Genomic DNA, 17,740 nt, shown 5'->3' with positions numbered 1-17,740 from the left:
CGACCCGACCGGGCAGAACAGCAGAAGACGCTGACGATCGTGCCGCGCCAGGGGCGCCTGCGCGCGTTTCACGTGAAACCAGCCCGTGGAAGTGTTCTACTCTCTCGACCGTCCCGCCGCGAATACGTTTCACGTGGAACACGCCGAAGATTCTTCGGACGGCTGAGCCTCATTCGTCCGAGGGTCGACGCACTGGAGTCCAGGAGGTTCCATCGGTGGCGTCGAGAAGGGTTCTGCCACCCGGATCTCTGACTGCAACGCTGCGATCCGGTATTCGGCGGCGTTTCGCGTGAAACCAGCCCCGCAGCGCACTCGTTTCCCATAACTGCAGCGACAATGGGGTGTTTCACGTGGAACACGCCGACCGGATGATGGATGCCAGGGTCTTGTCAGGCCGACGGATGGACTGCTGAGCGCAAAGAAGGCCATCAGCTGGGTCTGAACAGGGGCTATACAGCTGACCTTCTCGACTCGAACGCCGCGTTCCGCCGATGCGCGGCGTTTCACGTGAAACTCCCACCCATTACCCCTCGCTTGGCCCATTCGCACCTGTTTGCTCCGTAGAATAGATGTCGCCGCCATTCACACTGAGCGGTTCCAGTTCTATCTCCTAGGAGGCTGCCGAATGGCAGAACGAAAGCGGCGCGGTCTTGGTCGAGGCTTGGGCGCACTGATCAATAGTGACGCTCAGGAAGCGGAAGCAGCCCAGGCAGCTCAGCCGGCCCAGCCGGCTGAGCCGGCTGAGCCGGCTGAGCCGGCTGAGGTCGTCGAACCGGTTCGGGAGACGGAGGCGACTGAAGACGCGGAATCGGTCGCTCCGAGCGACTCATGGGAACCTGCCCAGCAGGTTTCACGTGAAACGCGCGAGTCGCGCCCCGCTGCTCCTCGCCCCATCGACGTGTTCTTCTCGGCGAAGGCAGACCTCGATAGACAGGTCATTGCCCGGGAATCAGCCACGATCTCCAAGCCAGGCACGACGTCGCGTCGCGCGACGGCTGGTCAGCGGGCACCGATGCCAGATGTGCTGTCCCGAGCGGGTGCCAAGCCTGCCGCCGCGAAGCCTGCTGCAGCCACGGATCCACGCTCGACTGCTGAGCAGCACGTCGGCGAGGAAACGGGTCCCACAGCCGCAGTCGAGACCGCATCTGTGCCGGAGGGGGCCTGGACCAGCTCTGTTTCACGTGAAACCGGCGGATCTGTCGACGGTGCAGAGTTTCGATCCATCTCGGTCGACGCCATCGTGCCGAACCCGCGTCAGCCGCGCCAGGAATTCGACGAAGAGCACATGGATGAGTTGATCCACTCCATTCGCGAAATCGGTGTGCTGCAGCCCATCGTGGTGCGTCCGGCGGGTCCTGATCACTTCGAACTGGTCATGGGCGAGAGACGCTGGCGAGCCTCGAAGGCCGCAGACCGCGAGACGGTCCCGGCGATTGTCCGGATGACCGCCGACGACGACCTTCTCCGCGACGCTCTTTTAGAGAATATCCACAGATCACAGCTCAATCCCTTGGAGGAAGCAGCTGCATATCGTCAACTTCTCGATGATTTCAACTGTACCCAGGACGAACTTGCCGAGCGCATCGGCCGGTCTCGCCCGCAGATCAGCAACACCCTTCGGCTGATGAAGCTCCCCCCCGGCGTGCAGCGGCGAGTCGCCGCCGGGGTCCTCTCCGCGGGACATGCGCGCGCTCTGCTGGGGCTGAAGTCTCAGGAGCAGATGGATCAGCTGGCCGGACGGATCGTGGCGGAGGGACTCTCGGTGCGCGGCACAGAAGAAGCCGTGACGCTTGCGCAGCGCGATCTGGGCAGCGGCGATCTCGGCCGTGAGCGGGCGAAGAGTCCGCGGGTGCGCCAGCTGGAGGAGTTCTCCGACGCCCTGACCGATCGATTGGACACCCAGGTCAAGATCACCCTGGGGGCGAAGAAGGGCCGGATCGCCATCGACTTCGGCTCCATCGACGATCTGCACCGCTTGATGGAGATGATCGGTTCTCGTTCATGAAGTCCGAGTCTTGATGAGCCGGCCGGGTTTCACGTGAAACAGGTGGGGCCCGGAACGCTGATGCGTTCCGGGCCCCACCTGTTCGGCCTCACGAAGTGCGACGAGCGCCTACTTCAGCAGGTCGGCGAATTCCTGCTCCAGGACCTGCTTCGGCTTGGCGCCGATGGAGGACTGGACATGCTCGCCGCCCTTGAAGGCGTAGACAGCGGGGATCGACGTGATCCCGAACTTCGCGGCGGTGCCTGGGTTCTCATCCACGTTGACCTTGACGACCTCGATCTTCTCGGGGTTCTCAGCGGCCAGTTCCTCGAGGATCGGGGTCAACATGCGGCAAGGGCCGCACCATTCGGCCCAGAAGTCCACGAGGACCGGCTTATCGGCCTTCAGGACGTCCTGCTCGAAGCTTGCATCGGTGACGTTCTTGAGATCTGACATAGAGATCTCCTTCCTTAGAGCGGTACAGGTGAGGTGTGAGTCTGGGGGGAGGGCACTTCGGCCGCGTCGGAGTTCAGCGTGTCCGCGAGCCAGTGCTCGACGTCGAGGGCAGCCACACAGCCAGAACCTGCGGCCGTGATCGCCTGACGATAGGTCGGATCGAGGACGTCGCCGGCGGCGAAGACGCCGGGCAGCGAGGTCCTGGAGCTGCGTCCGTCGACCCATGCCGTGCCGTCCTCGGTCAAGGTGATCTGATCTTTGAAGAGCTCCGTGCGTGGGTCATGACCGATAGCGACGAAGAGACCTGTCACATCCAGGGATGAGGGTGCGCCGGTGGTGGTGTCGCGAAGGATCAGGCGGCTGACCTTGCCTTCACCTTGGACCTCGGTGACCTCGGTGTTCCAGATGAATTCGATCTTCTCGTTGGCCTTGGCCCGATCGATCATGATCTGTGAGGCGCGCAGCTCCTGTCGGCGGTGCAGGACAGTGACCTTGGAGGCGAACTTGGTCAGGAACAGCGCCTCTTCCATGGCGGAATCGCCGCCGCCGACCACGGCGATGTTCTGATCCCGGAAGAAGAACCCGTCGCATGTCGCGCACCAGCTGACTCCGTGGCCGGAGAGTGCCTTCTCGCCGGGCACGCCCAGCTCACGGTAGGCCGAGCCGGTGGCGAGCACCACCGCGCGGGAATGCAGCACGTCTCCGGCGCCCGTGGTGATCTGTTTGATCGGCCGGTCCAGGAGAAGCTCGGTGGCGTCCTCGTGGCGAATGTCGGTTCCGAAGCGTCGGGCCTGTTGTTCCATGTTCATCATGAGGTCCGGGCCCATGATGCCGTCGGGGAAGCCGGGGAAGTTCTCCACGTCGGTGGTGTTCATCAGCTCCCCTCCGGCGGTCACAGATCCGGTGAGCATGATGGGCTTGAGGTTTGCGCGAGCCATGTAGACGGCCGCGGTGTAGCCAGCAGGGCCGGAGCCGATGATGACCACGTCGTGAACCTGGTCAGGGGTCTGTTCAGTCACAATCACATGTCCTTAGCAACGGTCGTGGTGTCTGGAATATTGAACATCATCGATGTTCAACCTATTCCATCACCCGCCAGCCTACTGGAGCGATGCGCGGGACCCCACTGAGCGGACCGGGGTCAGTCGAGGCTGATCTCGGCCAGTTCGGTGCTGAAGGGGAGTCCAGCGGCGTTGGGGTCGTCCTGACTGGGCAGCTCGGTGATGTTGATGATCACGTAGGCGGCCTCCCCCTCGGTCTCGACCTCCACGGTCGTCTCGTTCCAGTTCAGGGTGCCGTCGCCGACCTGCTCTGCGCCCTCGAAGCTCGGCGTGTCATTGACCAGGACCTCGAAGGATCCCCCGGAGGACCCGCCCTCCTGGGTGAGCGTGACCGCGGAGACCTCTGCGGGCTCCTCGAGTTCAGCCACCAGGCCGACGCCGGAGCTGAATCCGCCGAAATCAGCGGTCGCGAAGGACAGGGTGACCCAGGTGGTGGAGGTGTCCCCGTCGAAGAGATTGGCCAGCTGACCGTCGCGGTCGGCGATGAGGTCTGGAGAGTCGGGCACCACGCGGGTGATGTTCGCGATCTCCGGCTCCACTCCGGCGTCTTCGTCAGGGGCGGACTCCTCGGTGGAGCCTTCCTGGTCAGCTTCTGCGTCCCCATTCTCCTCCGCGGGGGCGTCCTCGGTCCCGTCGACCTGATCCTGCCCGGCGGCGGTGTCGGGCGTCTCGCCGCCGCGCAGGTTCAGGAACACGATCACCGCGGCGACCACCAGCAGCGCCGCCAGCGCTGCTGCGGTGACCCAGCGGCCGATGCCGGGCTTCTCGTCCTTGAAGTCTGTGTCGCTGGGCTCTTCGGCCGGCGGACCTGCGGCTGCGCCGGAGGCGGCCGCAGCAGGAGGGCCTGCGGACTCGGAGCCGGGGCGCTCGACGCGCGCCGCGCCGGAAAGGTCCAGCGCAGGAGCGGCCGCTGCGGAGGCCTGCATGGCCGCTTCGTCCTCGACGCGGGGGACGGGTCGAATCAGTCCGGTGAAGGAGACCGAATCGCTGAGTCGCCGGGATCTGGGCGGCCCGGGAAGCGGGGCGTGGGCCGGGGCGGGTGGCAGGTCGTAGTCATCGACGAGTGAGTCCGGCGGGTTGTCCACGACCTCGTCACCGTCGGGCAGCTCCGAGGCCTGCATCTCCGCGGGCTCGGCGGCAGCGGCTGAGTCGCCGTGCTCGGCGACCCAGGCGGCCTCGTCCTCGGTGGGCGCACCCGCGGCGGCGCTGGAGTCGTCCGAGACCGTGGACTCGGAGCCTGGGGCGGGGGAAGCTGCGGCAGAAGCACCCGAGGCGGCGGGGGCGGCGGTGTCCCGGGTGCCGGAGAAGTCCTCCTGGGTGTCCGCTGCGGGGTCTGCGCTGGTGACCTCCATGTCGCTGCGCAGGTACGCTGCGGCGGCCGCACGGCCCTGTTCAGCCTGTCCCTCAGCGACTGCCAGGGCGGCGGCGTCGGTCTCGGTGTTCAGCCGGCGGTTCAGCGAGTCGGAGACCTTGTCCAGGAAGGCGGGCCGACGCCGGCGGAAGCGTCGGGCGTGATCCTCGGGCCGGTCATCGGTGGAGCCCACATGCAGTCCGGCGTAGTACTCGTCGTCGTCCTCGTAGGTCTCCGGCTCCATCACGCGGGACTGTCCGAAGAGCTCGGAGCCCAGCGAATCGGTGAAGAAGGGCTCCACATAGGGCGCGGTGTCAGGCACCACCAGATCCAGCAGGGTGTTTGGATCCACCAGCGAGGAGATCAGGTAGGTCCGCTCCTCGGCCAGGCCGAGATCGAGCACCTGGACGTCGGAGTCGCGGGAGCCCATCGCCAGTTCGCGCGCGGAGGTGGCCACCTGTTTGGCGTTGGACCGTGAGGCCAGCAGGATGCTGACGTCTCGGTCGAGGACCTCGTCGCTCGCCTGGAAGACGATGTCCTGATCAGCTGACGTCACCACGTGATGGGTGATGCGGTACCGCCCACCAACTACATCGCCGACGCCGAAAGGCTGCGCCACAAGTCCTCCTCGGTCCGGGAAACATCCTGGCGCCCAACTCAGGCGACCAGCTTCACATCGTGGTCAAGCCTACCGGGCCAGGCGAGACAGTGCGGGAACTCGCCTGGCCAGCGGCGCGATCGCCGCGGTGAACTCATTCACGCGCAGCCAGCGCAGCATCAGCACGAAGACCACCGCCATCACCACACCGACGACGGCGCAGCTGATCACCGCGGTGAAGATGGAGTCCCAGGCGAAGCCCCAGTCATAGCCGCCGAGCAGCCAGAGGACGGCGGCGCCGGCGAGTCCAGCCACACCCGCGCAGGCTCCGGAGCGCAGATACGCGCTGAGCACGGAGGCGAAGTCAAAGCCGCCCCAGCGCCGGACCACCAACAGGTGGCAGATCAGGTACTGCAGCATGTGCAGCGCGGTGAAGAGCCCGATCACCAGGTAGGGGATCTGCTCTTCGGGGATGACCCCGGCCAGGCCGTAGGCGGTGGTCAGCCCCACCACCGCGATGATCGCGTAGATCAACATCGGGGTCTTGGCGTCTTCGGCCGAGTAGAAGACCCGCATCAGGTAGAAGCTGGCTGAGCGGAAGGGCATGCCCAGAGCCAGGAGCACCAGCAGCTGCCCGATGGCCGCGCCGGCGAGGTTGGCGTCGGCCGCGGCGCCGCCGAAGATCCGCCCCAGCGGGCCGGCGAGGACCAGCACCGCCACCATGCAGAACATCACCGGGATGGCGAAGATCCGCAGCCCCTCGTTGATGATCTCCCGGGCCCTGCCGTAGCGGCCCAGATCCATGGCGCGGGCCAGCTGGTTGAACAGCACCGTGGCGATCGAGAGCACGAAGACCGAGTGCGGCAGGATCGCGATCAGCTCCGCGACGTTGGCGGCATACTCCCCGGGCACCGAGGCGCCGAGTTCTCCCATCTCCTCACGGGTGGCCGTCGCACCGGAGATCAGCCGCATGTAGAGCAGGTTGGCGACGTTGCCGATGAGCATCGTCACCAGGGTCCACCCGGCGATCCGGCCCGTGGAGGCCAGGCCCATGCCCTTGAGTCCGAACTTCGGGCGCAGCCGCAGCCCGAGCCGGGAGAGCGGCCACAGCAGCAGCAGCGCCTGGGCGATGATGCCCACGGTGTGGCCCGCTGCGAGCCAGATGGTCTGCTGCGCGGTCCACTCGGTGAGCTGATCGTCGCTGGCGGCGTACTGGCCGAAGGTGATGATGAAGCTCAGGATCACCCCGATGGCGATCAGGTTGTTCAGCACCGGAGCCCACATGTACCAGCCGAAGCGGGCGTTGGCGTTGAGCACCTGGCCGGTGACCGCGTAGAGCCCGTAGAAGAAGATCTGCGGCAGCGTCCAGACCGCGAAGGCCGTGCCCAGCGCGAGCATCGGTTCGGTCCAGTTGCGGGTCAGCGTGAGGATGATCGGATATGCCGCCAGGGTGAGCAGCACGGTGAACGCCGCCAGCACGGTGATGGTCAGCGTGAGCAGCCGGGAGGTGTAGTCGGCGCCCCGATCCGAGCGCCGCGCGGCCTTGATCAGCTGCGGGACCAGGACCACGTTGAACATCCCGCCGGCGAGCAGCAGGTAGACGACGTTGGGGACCGTGTTGGCCTTCTCGAAGACATCGCCCACCAGCGTGGTCGAGCCGATCGCCACCGCCAGCAGCGCGGTGCGCACGATGCCGAGCACCCGGGACACCAGCGTTCCGGCTGCCATGATCGCGCTGGCCCGGGCAAGGCCTTTGGCGGGAAGGTGGCCTTGATCGGCCGTGGGGTCCGGGGTCGAGGGAGTCGAGGGCGGAGGCGGCGGTGGACCGGTTTCGGTCTGACCGGGGGAAGCGGCAGTCATCGTCAGTGGACTATAGCCGGATCAGCTGGACTGCACAGACTCATCGATCACCGCTCGGGCGAGATTCACGATCCGGCGCTCATTGGGGAAGGACAGGGTGCGATCCAGCGCGTCCATGCTCACCCAGGCGACGTCGACGGCTTCATGATCGGGATCGTTCTCGATGCTCAGCTCCCCGCCCACGGCTTCCATCAGGTAGTGGTGCACGGTCTTGTGGACCCGGTGCGAGGGGACGGTGAACCAGTACTCGATGCTGCCCAGGGAGGTCAGGATGGCGCCCTCGACGCCGGTCTCCTCGGCCACCTCGCGCAGCGCGGCCTCCTCGAAGGTCTCGGTGCCCTCGGGGTGGCCCTTGGGAAGACACCATTCAAGGCGTCCGCCGCGGTTGTAGCGGGCGATGATGGCGACCTCGAAGCCGTTGGAGGCCGGGCGGATGATCACCCCGCCGGCGCTGACCTCTTCGACCGTCGGAAGGCTCCCCTGCTGCCGCGTGGTCTGCCGAGCCGGCATGCGCCGGGCACCCATTGACACTGTCAATGGGGTGCGCCGTTCATCGCCGGTCTCCGGTCTGTTCATACCGAACACTCTAATCGGAGTGCCGCGAAGATCCCGTCGCGGTGGACTTCGCCGAGCGTGCATGCCGGTGCTGGCGCGGATGCGGGCTTCTGTCGGCGGGGCATATGGGACACTGTTTCCGCTATGCCTTACCTTCCCTCTGGATTCCCTGACGGCGCCTGGCTGCCCGACGTCGTCGTCGAACTCGGCGAACGCTTCGCCGCCCGCGGCTTCGAGCTGTCCCTGGTGGGCGGTCCCGTCCGGGACCTCTTCCTGGGCCGGACCTCCCCGGATCTCGACTTCACCACCGCCGCCACCCCGGATCAGATCATCGAGGCGGTCTCCGGCTGGGCCGAGGCGCACTGGGACATCGGCCGGGACTTCGGAACCATCGGCATCCGCAAGGGTGATGACACCATCGAGATCACCACCTACCGGGCCGAGGCCTACGACCCGGGCTCGCGCAAGCCGCAGGTCAACTTCGGCACCGACCTGGACGAGGACCTCGTCCGGCGCGACTTCACGGTCAACGCGATGGCGCTGAAGCTGCCCAGCTTCGAACTGGTGGACCCGCACGGCGGCGTAAAAGACCTGCATCTGAGGCTGCTGCGCACTCCCGCCACCCCGCAGGAGTCCTTCTCAGATGACCCGCTGCGGATGATGCGGGCGGCGCGCTTCGCCTCCCAGCTGCGCATGGAGGTCGCCCCTGAGGTGCGCGCGGCGATGACCGAGATGTCGCAGCGGCTGAGCATCGTCTCTGCGGAGCGGATCCGCGAGGAGCTGGTCAAGCTGATCTGCGGCGCGGACCCGCGCGCCGGGATCGACCTGCTGGTGGACTCCGGCCTGGCCGAGATCATGCTCCCCGAGGTGCCCGCGCTGAAGCTCACCGACGATGAGCACCACCGGCACAAGGACGTCTACCAGCACTCGCTGCAGGTGCTGGAGCAGGCCTGCGCGCTGGAGACCGGGACTGAAGGCCCGGTGCCCGGCCCGGACTTCGTGCTGCGCTTCGCGGCGCTGATGCACGACGTCGGCAAGGCCAAGACCCGGCGCTTCGAACCCGGTGGCGGGGTCAGCTTCCGCCATCACGACGTGGTCGGCGCCAAGCAGACCCGCCGTCGGATGCAGGAGCTGCGCTTCGACAAGGCCAGCATCGCCGCGGTGAGCCTGCTGGTGGAGCTGCACATGCGCTTCTACGGCTACGGCGATCAGGGGTGGAGCGACTCGGCGGTGCGCCGCTATGTCACCGATGCCGGAGACCAGCTGCAGCGGCTGCACCGGCTCACCCGATCGGACGTGACCACCAGGAACAAGAAGAAGGCCGCCCGGCTCGATCATGCCTATGACGATCTCGAAGAGCGGATCGCGCAGCTGGCCGAGCGTGAGCAGCTGGACCGGATCCGTCCGCACCTCGATGGGGAACAGATCATGGCCGTGCTGCAGATCCCGCCGGGCCCTGCGGTGGGCCGGGCGTACAAGTTCCTGCTCGAACACCGCATGGAGCACGGGCCGGTGGCCGAGGCGGAAGCCGTTGACATCCTGAAGGAGTGGGCCTCAGCGGAACTCTGAGGCCTGGGTCCGGGTCTGTGCCGAGGTCTGCGAGGTTCTCCCGGAGCGTCGGCCAAGCGGGACCCGCGCGGCACGTCGGACTGGGTCTCGGTCCGGGCGCAGGATGTCGAGCACCACCTGGGCCATCAGGTAGATCGTGGCGCCCATATGGCCCAGCACCGCAGCGATGTAGAGCGCGGTGTCGAAGGAATGCTGCGGATCGTGATCCCCCACGATGCCCGCCAGGTACATCCACACCGCCCAGAAGTGCAGCAGCTGGAATCCCTGCCAGACCAGCGCGTCCCGCCACCGCGGCGCCGCCAGGGCGATCAGCGGAATCAGCCAGACCATGAACTGCGGCGAATAGACCTTGTTGAGCAGCAGGAACGCCGCCACGATCAGGAACAGCAGCTGGACCATGCGAGGGGGGTGCTTCGCCCGGAGTCCCAGCACCAGGATGCCCGCGCAGGCGGCGGCGAAGAGTCCCAGGGAGAATCCCGAGATCGTCTCGGGGCTCGGCCCGGAGCCCCCGCGGCCCTCCGCGATCAGCTGCCAGATGTGCCACGGCGAGGAATACCCTGCGCCGCGCTCGACCGAGAGCTCGAAGAACTGGGACCAGGTGGTGAAGCTGAGCACCATCGCGGGAACATTGAGCGCCAGCCAGCTGGCCGCCGCGCCGGCGAGGGCGCGCAGGAAGACGTCGAACCCCAGCCCGGTGTCCCGGCGCAGCACCAGGATCAGCACGGCGCCCAGCATGAAGAGCGGGAAGAGCTTGAAGGAGACCCCGACGCCGATCATCACCCCGGCGCTGACCCAGGCTCCGCGGTGGAAGGCAAGGATCGCCAGGGCCAGCGCGGTCACCGCCCAGATGTCCCAGTTGATCCCGATGCCGAAGATGATCGCCGGGGAGAGCGCCACGATCGCGGCATCCCAGGGCCGTGCCCCGGCGGCCTTCATCACCACCAGCACCAGGACCAGCCACACCACGGCGGCGGCGGCAAAGCCGAGATCCCAATACAGCAGCGAGGCGCGGTCGGCGGACCAGCCCAGCGCCGCGGTCCCGTCCTGGGCGAGCAGGAAGCGCGTCGAGGCCGCCAGGACTGCGGCGACCAGACTGGTGAGCACCGGGTACTCGAAGTAGCCCGGGCCGAGCAGGGGGGCCCATGGCGCATCGCTGAGGTCACGCTGGTGGAAGAGCGCACTGATGTCTGAGTAGCAGCCCGCGTGGTAGACCTCCGCCCCGCCCCAGCCGTTGATTCGGCAGTACTGGCTGGTCAGCGCGGAGAGCAGAATCCCGAGCACGGTGAGGCCCAGCAGCACCTGGGCCGGAGAGTTCCGTGGGCGCAGCCGTGTCCCCGCGGGTCCGCCGAAGCGTTCCGAGAGGTGCCGCAGCAGCGGATCATCCCGGGTCGCAGCGACCGGGGGGCCGTCCTTCGGGGACTGGATCATCGGGTCCACGATAACCTCCGACCCAGACTGGCTATAGGCTTCTCGATCAGAGACACCGTCATGACTGAGATCACCTTCTAGCTGCCGGTGGGTCACGCCCACCGAGCTGCAAGACCCGCAAGGAGAAAACCTTTGGCAGAACAACCCATCCGAGTCGCCGTCGTCGGCGTCGGAAACTGTGCGGCATCACTTGTCCAAGGCGTGGAGTACTACAAGGACGCCCCCGATGATCAGCGGGTCCCCGGGCTGATGCATGTGCGCTTCGGGGAGTATCACGTGCGAGACGTCAGTTTCGTCGCGGCCTTCGACGTGGACGCGAAGAAGGTCGGACTGGACCTGGCGGAGGCGATCACCGCCTCGCAGAACAACACCATCACCATCGCCGAGGTCCCGGTCACGGGGGTCACCGTGCAGCGCGGTCCGACCCTGGACGGGCTGGGGAAGTATTACCGGGAGACCATCGAGGAGTCCGCCGCCGAGCCGGTGGACGTCGTGGCCGCTCTGAAGCAGGCCCAGGCCGACGTGCTGGTCTGCTATCTGCCCGTGGGCTCCGAGGACGCGGCCCGCTTCTACGCCCAGGCCGCGATCGACGCCGGGGTGGCCTTCGTCAACGCGCTGCCGGTGTTCATCGCCGGCACCCCCGAATGGGCGCAGAGGTTCACCGACGCCGGGGTCCCGATCGTCGGTGACGACATCAAGTCTCAGATCGGTGCGACGATCACGCACCGCGAGCTGGCCCACCTGTTCGAGGACCGCGGGGTCCACCTGGACCGCACCTACCAGCTCAACGTTGGCGGAAACATGGACTTCAAGAACATGCTCGAACGCGACCGGCTGGAGTCCAAGAAGATCTCCAAGACGCAGGCGGTCACCTCCAACACCTCCGCGCCGCTGGCCGACCGTGATGTCCACATCGGGCCCAGCGACTACATCCAGTGGCTCGACGACCGGAAATGGGCCTTCATCCGCCTGGAGGGCCGGAACTTCGGCGACGCCCCGGTGTCCATCGAGCTCAAGCTGGAGGTCTGGGACTCGCCGAACTCCGCCGGGGTGATCATCGACGCGATCCGGGCGGCGAGGATCGGGCTGGACCGCGGGATCGGCGGACCGCTGCTCTCCGCCTCGAGCTACTTCATGAAGTCCCCGCCGGAGCAGTTCCATGACGACGTCGCCCACGAGAAGGTCGAAGCCTTCATCCGCGGCGAGATCGACCGCTAGGAACCTGTCAGCTCGTGTCCCGGCAGGCCTCCGACGGCGATCAGCGGCCGCTGGAGTGGTCTGCGGCATAGGCCGCGAAGATCTCATCCAGGTCCCTGCCGGGGACGAAGCTGGGACTCAGCGTGGAGCCCAGCTGGTCCAGCAGTGAGTCGAGCCGGGCTGCGCTGATCCGCACCTCGAGCGAGCCGCTGTCTGCCGCGGCTCGACTCAGCGCGAGGGCATAGGGCAGGTGCTGTGAGATCGACACGGCGGCCGAGTCGACCCGGAAGTAGTAGGTCTCGCTGTGCTGGGTGAGGTCCACACAGATCTGCGCGATCTGCTCCGACAACCTGTCGAGCTCGGTCTGGACCGCAGAGGGGGCCAGCGCGGAGAGCTTCTCCAGAAATCCGGATTCTTCCAGCGCGTTGAGCATCAGTGCTGCCGTCCGGCGCCGGAGCAGCGGCGGATAGATCTGCATGAACCAGGTGAGCGCTCCGGTGAGCAGAGCGAATCCGGTGAGTCCCTGGATCGGAGCCACCAGCCGCAGCCACGGCTCCACGGCGACCACATCGCCGAATCCGAGCGTCGCCAGCGAGACCAGCGAGATGTAGAGCGCCTCGGCGAAGGTCGAGTAGTCGCCGGGGTTAACGCCATCGGCATAGAGGAGCCCGGCAGGGACATGCGGGTAGTAGATCAGCGCCCAGCCCACCCCTTGGATCAGCACCCACAGCATGATCACGGCGACCATCGTGCCCGGACCGAGCGCGCAGCTCAGTCGGCGTCTGGTCGCCCGGTCGATCTTCCATGTTGCGGAGAAGACCAGGCTGCTCAGCGGACCTGACCCGCGGGGGTGCAGAAGCTGGTGAAACATGTCCCAGAGGCCCACCAGGATCACGACGATTCCGGTGATGGTCAGTATGGTGCCCAAAGAAACTCCTGAGACTTGATGGTGTCTGGTGACCCTATAGCCCCACCTCCTCCTCCGGGCCTGCGTGCTCCACCAGAAGGATCGTGTCCAGCGGATTCAGGTGGGGCGATACGCGCAGGTCCCGGTATTTTGGGGGGATGGAGAGACTTCACGCCGTCGACGCGCTGCGCGCCCTGGCCCTGCTGGGGATCCTGTCCGTCAACATCTGGTACTTCGCCTTTCCGGAGAACCTCACCGGCGGCGGGCGTTCCGCCGGGCTGACCGAGGGCGCCACCGGAGCGGACGCAGGGGCGCTCGCCGGTGCTGACCAGTGGGTGGCCTTCGCCGCCACGGCGATCTTCGAGGGCAAGTCCTATGTGATCTTCTCCTTCCTCTTCGGACTCTCCTTCGTGCTGCAGTGGAGCTCCGCGCATCGCGCCGGAGTCAGCGAGGTCTCCCGCTCGCAGCGTCGCTTCACCGCACTGGCGATCCTCGGGGTGCTGCACGGGATCTTCCTCTTCGTCGGCGACATCCTGCTGGCCTATGCCGTGCTCGGCTTCGCGCTGCTGGGCATGCGCAGGATCAGCACCCGCGCGGCGGTGCTGCTCGCCGCCGCGCTCTGGGCCGTGGTGGCGCTGGCGATCCTCGGCCTGGGCGCGCTGACCTGGTGGCTGGAGTCTTCCCCGATGATGGACGCCGCCGCGATGAGCCCCGAGGCGATGGAGAGCTCCGGACTGATCCTGGCCGGCGAGGAGGCCCGCGGGGCCTATGCCGGCGGGCTGGGCAGCTACCTGGCCTTCCAGCTCAGCGCCTACGCGCTGGTGGCGCCCTCGATGCTCCTGGTGCAGGGACCGATCGCCTTCGCCGCGTTCCTGCTCGGACTGGTGATCGGACGGGCCCGGATGCTCGAACGCATCATCGCCGGAGAGATCACGACGACGCGGCTCGTCTCGATCATGCTGCCCGCTCTCGTGGTGGGAGGTGCGCTCAGCGTGACCGCCGCCTGGATGGTCTGGGGCGGGGACGCGAGCGCCGGCGGACTGGGCACCGACACCCTCAGCGCCGGGCTGATCTTCCTCGCCGGACCGATACAGGCCACCGGCTATGTGCTCGCGGCGCTGCTGATCCTGCGCCACCGGGCATTCGGCTGGCTGGTGCGCGTGCTGGCCCCGGCCGGGCGAATGTCGCTGAGCAACTACCTGGGCCAGTCCCTGGTGCTGGCGCTGCTCTTCTCCGCGCTGGGCTCGCCGTTGGGCCTGGGACTGGCCGGAGAGCTGAGCGCGAGCCAGGTGGGCGCCGTCGTCGTCGTGCTCTGGCTGGGACAGCTCGGGCTCTCGCACCTGTGGCTGCGATTCTTCGACCGCGGACCCGTGGAAGCTCCGCTGCGCGCCTGGACCTACGCCGTCACACCGTTTCCCGTGAAACCGGCGCAGAGTCATCCTTCAGCCTGATGCGCCCCGCACCGCGCGGACCTAGCGTGGAGGCATGATCACAGCCAGCGGACTGAGCAAGACCTTCGGTGAGCGAACCGCGGTGGACGGGATCAGCTTCGCGCTGGAGCCGGGCCGGGTCACCGGCTTCCTGGGTCCCAACGGGGCCGGGAAGTCCACCACCATGCGGCTGGCCATGGGGCTGGACCGCCCCAGCGCCGGGCAGATCACGATCAACGGCAGACCCTTCGCCGAACACCGCTCACCGCTGCGCGAGGTCGGGGCGGTGCTCGACGCCCGAGCGAGCCATCCGGGGTGGACCGGGGAGCAGCAGCTGCGCATCCTGGCCGCCACCCACGCCATCCCGAAGACCCGGGTCCAGGAGGTCATCGAGATGACCGGGCTCAGCTCCGTGGCCTCCCGGCGGATCAAGAGCTACTCCCTGGGGATGAGTCAGCGGCTCGGCATCGCCGCGGCGATGCTGGGAGACCCCGGGGTGCTGATCTTCGACGAGCCCATCAACGGTCTGGACCCCGAAGGTGTGCGCTGGGTCCGCCAGCTGGTCCGCCGACTCGCCGCCCAGGGCCGGACCGTGTTCATCTCCTCGCACCTGATGTCAGAGATGGCACTGACCGCTGATCACCTCATCGTGCTCGGGCAGGGGCGGATCATCGCCGATCAGCCGCTGGGGGACTTCATCGACGCCACCGGGGAGACCCGGGTGCTGGTGCGCACCGAGGACTCCCAGGCGCTCATGGCCGCCCTGGCCGGAGCCGGCATCACACTGATCTCCCAGGATGCCGAGACCTTCGAGGTGCGCGGTATGGATGCCCGAAGCATCGGCCGTCGGGCGCTGGAGCTGGGCGTGGTGCTCCACGAGCTGGCCCCGCTGCATTCCTCCCTGGAAGAGTCCTATCTCAAGCTGACCGGGGACTACGTCGAACACCGTTCCGGAGGACTCAGATGAACCCCAACACCTCCCGCGCCCCGGGAAGCACCGACCCCGCCACCGAGGACCTTCCGGCTGCAGACGCCGCAGCCGCGGCGCTCGGCTCCGCCGAGGTGAGCTTCTCCCGGGCGCTGCGCGCGGAATGGCTGAAGCTGACCAGCCTGCGGCTGAACTGGTGGCTCTGCCTGGCCGCCTTCGGGCTGATGATCATCACGCTGATCGCCACCGTCTTCAGCACCCGCTACCTGCTCTCCGATCCCTCGCTCCAGGGCGCCGGTGCCCAGCTGACCGGACTCGGCCTCTTCGAGAACGCCTTCTCCAGCTTCACCCTGGTCACCCTGCTGATGGGTGCGCTCGCCGCAGTCGCGATCACCACCGAGCACGCCTCGGGCTCGATCCGGTCCTCGCTGGCCGCAGTGCCGAACCGCACCATGTTCTTCACCGCCAAGCTGCTCGCGGTCTGCGGCTTCATCGCCGCGATCACCGCCGCGCTGATGGCGCTGTGCGTCCTGGTCCTGCTGCCGCTCGCCGGCTTCCATGACGTGATGCCCCCGCTGCTGGAGCCCGAGCTCTGGTGGATGGTGCTCAGCCACTGGGCGGTGGTGATCATCATCGCCTCGATCGGGTTCGGTCTCGGCGCGCTGCTGCGCAGCACCGCCGGGGCGGTGGTCGGCTACTGCCTGCTGCTGTTCAGCGGACCGATCATGCTGGGTCTGCTGCTGGCGCTCACGGACGGTGCCCGCTGGGTCGAGGAGCTGATGCGCTTCGAGATCTTCGCGCTGCAGCGTCAGTTCATCGCCGGCAGCGCCTCGATGGCCACAGACCTGTCGGTGCCCCTGGCCGGCACGCTGCTGCTGGTCTGGGCCGGCGTGGTCCTGATCCCGGGATGGCTGCTGTTCACCCGACGTGATGCCTGAGCCCGGGGTCGCCCGGCTCGGTAGAGTCGATGCCGTGATCACCCCGGCGCTGTCTGAATCCCCCGCAGGGCAGTCGATGCCGCCTGGCTTCGAGGAGCTCGCCATCGTCCGCCGGCGCGGCCTGCGCGGATGGTTCCGGCGGCATCCGAAGTGGATGAACGCGGTGGTCGTCGGTGTCTATGTGTTGCTGACCCTGTGGGTCTACCCCTACGCGTTCTACGATCTGGGCAGCGGCGCGCTGTGGCTGCTGAGCGGCTACGGCGTCATCGCGGCGGCCCTGTGCTTCCGCCGCTCCCGCCCGCTCACCGTGCTCGCGGTCGTCGCCGGGGCCGAGGCGGCGCTGCTGCTCTTTTACCCCTGGCAGGGCGTGCAGATGTTGGGACTGTGCTTCGCCGCCTACGCCGTGGCGCTCCAGCGCGGGCTGCTGGTGGGGTTGATCACCGGGCTTCCCGCCACCGTGCTGGGCTATCTGTCGTTTCTGCGCATCGACATCTGGACCTCCAGCCACGGGCCCAGCTGGTGGATGGAGAACTACTACCATCCGATGGGACTCAGCGAGTTCGAGTCGCTGAGCATCTTGGCGGTGACGATGTTCTTCAGCGTCGGAAGCTCCGCCGGCATCGGCGCGGCCGTGCGCCGCGGCCGCAGCCATGAGCAGGAGGTCCTGGAGTGGGCCCGACGCAGCCAGCAGCTGGCCCAGGTGGCCGAGCGCAATCGGATCGCCCGGGAGATGCATGACGTGATCGCCCATTCCCTCTCGGTGATGATCTCCCTGGCCGACGGTGCCCGGATCGTGGCGCGCAAGGATCCGCACCGCGCCGGAGAGGTCCTGGAGGAGCTCTCCGGGACCGGCCGCACCGCGCTGGGGGACATGCGTCGGGTGATCGGGGTGCTGCGCGAGGGTCAGGACGTCGGGGCCGCCCGGCGCCCGATCGGAGAATCGCTGGAGGACCTCTACGAGAACTTCCGCCAGGCGGGCCTTCCGCTGACCGTGAGCCTCACCGGACCCTCCCTGCCCGAGGACGCCGGCTTCGGCCTCACCGTGCACCGGATCATCCAGGAATCGCTGACCAATGTGCTGCGCTATGGCCGCCAGGTCACCGAGGTGTCGGTGCAGATCGAGCACCGCCCCGGCCCGGATCCGGAAGAGGCTCGGCGGCTGCGCGGCGAGGGACTCAGCGCCGCGGACCAGGCCGCGCTGGGGATGCCCGCCGCCGGGCAGGTGGTGCTCACGATCACCGATGACGGAGTGCACCCCACCCATGGGGAGCGCCGCGAATCGGTGGGCAGCGGGCAGGGAATCCACGGCATGGAGGAGCGCGCCGGCTTCTACAACGGCTCGGTCTACGCAGGCCCGGCAGCGCGCCGGGGCTGGATGGTGCGCGCGGTGCTGGAACCGCCGCAGAAGGGATGACCAGGTGAGAAACATCGACGACGACGCCGCACGCCCACCGCGCACCGAGGCCGCACCGCTCGAG

At 67.5% G+C, this 17,740-nt stretch carries 14 protein-coding genes; 7 read left to right on the top strand and 7 right to left on the bottom strand.

Annotated features, from left to right (window positions below; all coding sequences use genetic code 11):
- Positions 1 to 625 precede the first annotated feature (625 nt).
- The gene (locus LTH93_RS09410; RefSeq protein WP_241470796.1) at positions 626 to 2,005 is read left to right on the top strand and encodes a ParB/RepB/Spo0J family partition protein; all 1,380 of its coding nucleotides are present in this window, start codon (positions 626 to 628) and stop codon (positions 2,003 to 2,005) included.
- 108 nt (positions 2,006 to 2,113) lie between these two features.
- Here LTH93_RS09410 and trxA read toward each other — a convergent pair whose 3' ends face one another.
- The 5 genes from trxA to LTH93_RS09385 all read right to left on the bottom strand — a co-directional run bounded on the left by trxA (position 2,114) and on the right by LTH93_RS09385 (position 7,886).
- Positions 2,114 to 2,440 (bottom strand): thioredoxin, encoded by a 327-nt coding sequence (gene trxA, locus LTH93_RS09405; protein WP_241465685.1) that lies wholly within the window; start codon positions 2,438 to 2,440, stop codon positions 2,114 to 2,116.
- A gap of 14 nt (positions 2,441 to 2,454) precedes the next feature.
- On the bottom strand, positions 2,455 to 3,465 hold the full coding sequence (gene trxB, locus LTH93_RS09400; protein WP_370642740.1) for a thioredoxin-disulfide reductase: 1,011 nt from the start codon (positions 3,463 to 3,465) through the stop codon (positions 2,455 to 2,457).
- Positions 3,466 to 3,581: 116 nt separating this feature from the next.
- Entirely contained in the window at positions 3,582 to 5,471 is a 1,890-nt protein-coding gene (locus tag LTH93_RS09395) for a hypothetical protein (RefSeq protein ID WP_241470795.1), read from the bottom strand.
- A gap of 69 nt (positions 5,472 to 5,540) precedes the next feature.
- A complete protein-coding gene (gene murJ / locus LTH93_RS09390) occupies positions 5,541 to 7,310 on the bottom strand; it encodes a murein biosynthesis integral membrane protein MurJ (RefSeq protein ID WP_241470794.1) in 1,770 nt (589 codons plus the stop codon).
- A 21-nt stretch (positions 7,311 to 7,331) separates the two neighbouring features.
- On the bottom strand, positions 7,332 to 7,886 hold the full coding sequence (locus LTH93_RS09385; RefSeq protein WP_370642739.1) for an NUDIX hydrolase: 555 nt from the start codon (positions 7,884 to 7,886) through the stop codon (positions 7,332 to 7,334).
- A 123-nt stretch (positions 7,887 to 8,009) separates the two neighbouring features.
- Between LTH93_RS09385 and LTH93_RS09380 the strand changes: the two genes are divergently transcribed.
- On the top strand, positions 8,010 to 9,434 hold the full coding sequence (locus LTH93_RS09380; RefSeq protein WP_241465689.1) for a CCA tRNA nucleotidyltransferase: 1,425 nt from the start codon (positions 8,010 to 8,012) through the stop codon (positions 9,432 to 9,434).
- On the opposite strand, the gene LTH93_RS09375 is transcribed toward LTH93_RS09380, so the two are convergent.
- Complete coding sequence (locus tag LTH93_RS09375) at positions 9,420 to 10,862, bottom strand: glycosyltransferase family 87 protein (protein WP_241470793.1); 1,443 nt, start codon at positions 10,860 to 10,862, stop codon at positions 9,420 to 9,422. The genes LTH93_RS09380 and LTH93_RS09375 overlap by 15 nt on opposite strands.
- 132 nt (positions 10,863 to 10,994) lie before the next feature.
- On the opposite strand from LTH93_RS09375, the gene LTH93_RS09370 reads away from it, so the two are divergent.
- Complete coding sequence (locus LTH93_RS09370) at positions 10,995 to 12,080, top strand: inositol-3-phosphate synthase (RefSeq protein WP_241465691.1); 1,086 nt, start codon at positions 10,995 to 10,997, stop codon at positions 12,078 to 12,080.
- A gap of 40 nt (positions 12,081 to 12,120) precedes the next feature.
- Here LTH93_RS09370 and LTH93_RS09365 read toward each other — a convergent pair whose 3' ends face one another.
- Positions 12,121 to 12,987, bottom strand: coding sequence for a potassium channel family protein (locus tag LTH93_RS09365; RefSeq protein ID WP_241470792.1), 867 nt, complete (start codon positions 12,985 to 12,987; stop codon positions 12,121 to 12,123).
- 137 nt (positions 12,988 to 13,124) lie between these two features.
- On the opposite strand from LTH93_RS09365, the gene LTH93_RS09360 reads away from it, so the two are divergent.
- Genes LTH93_RS09360 through LTH93_RS09345 form a run of 4 tightly spaced genes read left to right on the top strand, consistent with a single transcriptional unit; the run spans position 13,125 to position 17,676 of the window.
- Complete coding sequence (locus LTH93_RS09360) at positions 13,125 to 14,417, top strand: DUF418 domain-containing protein (protein ID WP_241470791.1); 1,293 nt, start codon at positions 13,125 to 13,127, stop codon at positions 14,415 to 14,417.
- A gap of 34 nt (positions 14,418 to 14,451) precedes the next feature.
- Complete coding sequence (locus LTH93_RS09355; RefSeq protein WP_241470790.1) at positions 14,452 to 15,363, top strand: ABC transporter ATP-binding protein; 912 nt, start codon at positions 14,452 to 14,454, stop codon at positions 15,361 to 15,363.
- Complete coding sequence (locus tag LTH93_RS09350) at positions 15,360 to 16,262, top strand: ABC transporter permease (RefSeq protein ID WP_241465695.1); 903 nt, start codon at positions 15,360 to 15,362, stop codon at positions 16,260 to 16,262. Before LTH93_RS09355 ends, LTH93_RS09350 begins: the two co-directional genes overlap by 4 nt.
- A complete protein-coding gene (locus tag LTH93_RS09345) occupies positions 16,255 to 17,676 on the top strand; it encodes a sensor histidine kinase (protein ID WP_241470789.1) in 1,422 nt (473 codons plus the stop codon). The genes LTH93_RS09350 and LTH93_RS09345 overlap by 8 nt, the downstream gene beginning before the upstream one ends.
- Positions 17,677 to 17,740: the final 64 nt, after the last annotated feature.

Origin of the sequence: Nesterenkonia sp. DZ6 (genome assembly GCF_022565835.1) — a bacterium.
GTDB lineage: Bacteria > Actinomycetota > Actinomycetes > Actinomycetales > Micrococcaceae > Nesterenkonia.
Note: the sequence above shows the minus strand (reverse complement) of the source record. Positions and strands in the feature narration are given on the sequence as shown.

Bases quoted from the DNA above. Each gene is read 5' to 3' on its own strand.
- LTH93_RS09410 (WP_241470796.1), top strand. From the start codon at position 626: ATGGCAGAACGAAAGCGGCGCGGTCTTGGTCGAGGCTTGGGCGCACTG.
- trxA (WP_241465685.1), bottom strand. From the start codon at position 2,440: ATGTCAGATCTCAAGAACGTCACCGATGCAAGCTTCGAGCAGGACGTC.
- murJ (WP_241470794.1), bottom strand. From the start codon at position 7,310: ATGACTGCCGCTTCCCCCGGTCAGACCGAAACCGGTCCACCGCCGCCT.
- LTH93_RS09385 (WP_370642739.1), bottom strand. From the start codon at position 7,886: ATGAACAGACCGGAGACCGGCGATGAACGGCGCACCCCATTGACAGTG.
- LTH93_RS09380 (WP_241465689.1), top strand. From the start codon at position 8,010: ATGCCTTACCTTCCCTCTGGATTCCCTGACGGCGCCTGGCTGCCCGAC.
- LTH93_RS09375 (WP_241470793.1), bottom strand. From the start codon at position 10,862: ATGATCCAGTCCCCGAAGGACGGCCCCCCGGTCGCTGCGACCCGGGAT.
- LTH93_RS09360 (WP_241470791.1), top strand. From the start codon at position 13,125: ATGGAGAGACTTCACGCCGTCGACGCGCTGCGCGCCCTGGCCCTGCTG.
- LTH93_RS09355 (WP_241470790.1), top strand. From the start codon at position 14,452: ATGATCACAGCCAGCGGACTGAGCAAGACCTTCGGTGAGCGAACCGCG.
- LTH93_RS09350 (WP_241465695.1), top strand. From the start codon at position 15,360: ATGAACCCCAACACCTCCCGCGCCCCGGGAAGCACCGACCCCGCCACC.
- LTH93_RS09345 (WP_241470789.1), top strand. From the start codon at position 16,255: ATGCCTGAGCCCGGGGTCGCCCGGCTCGGTAGAGTCGATGCCGTGATC.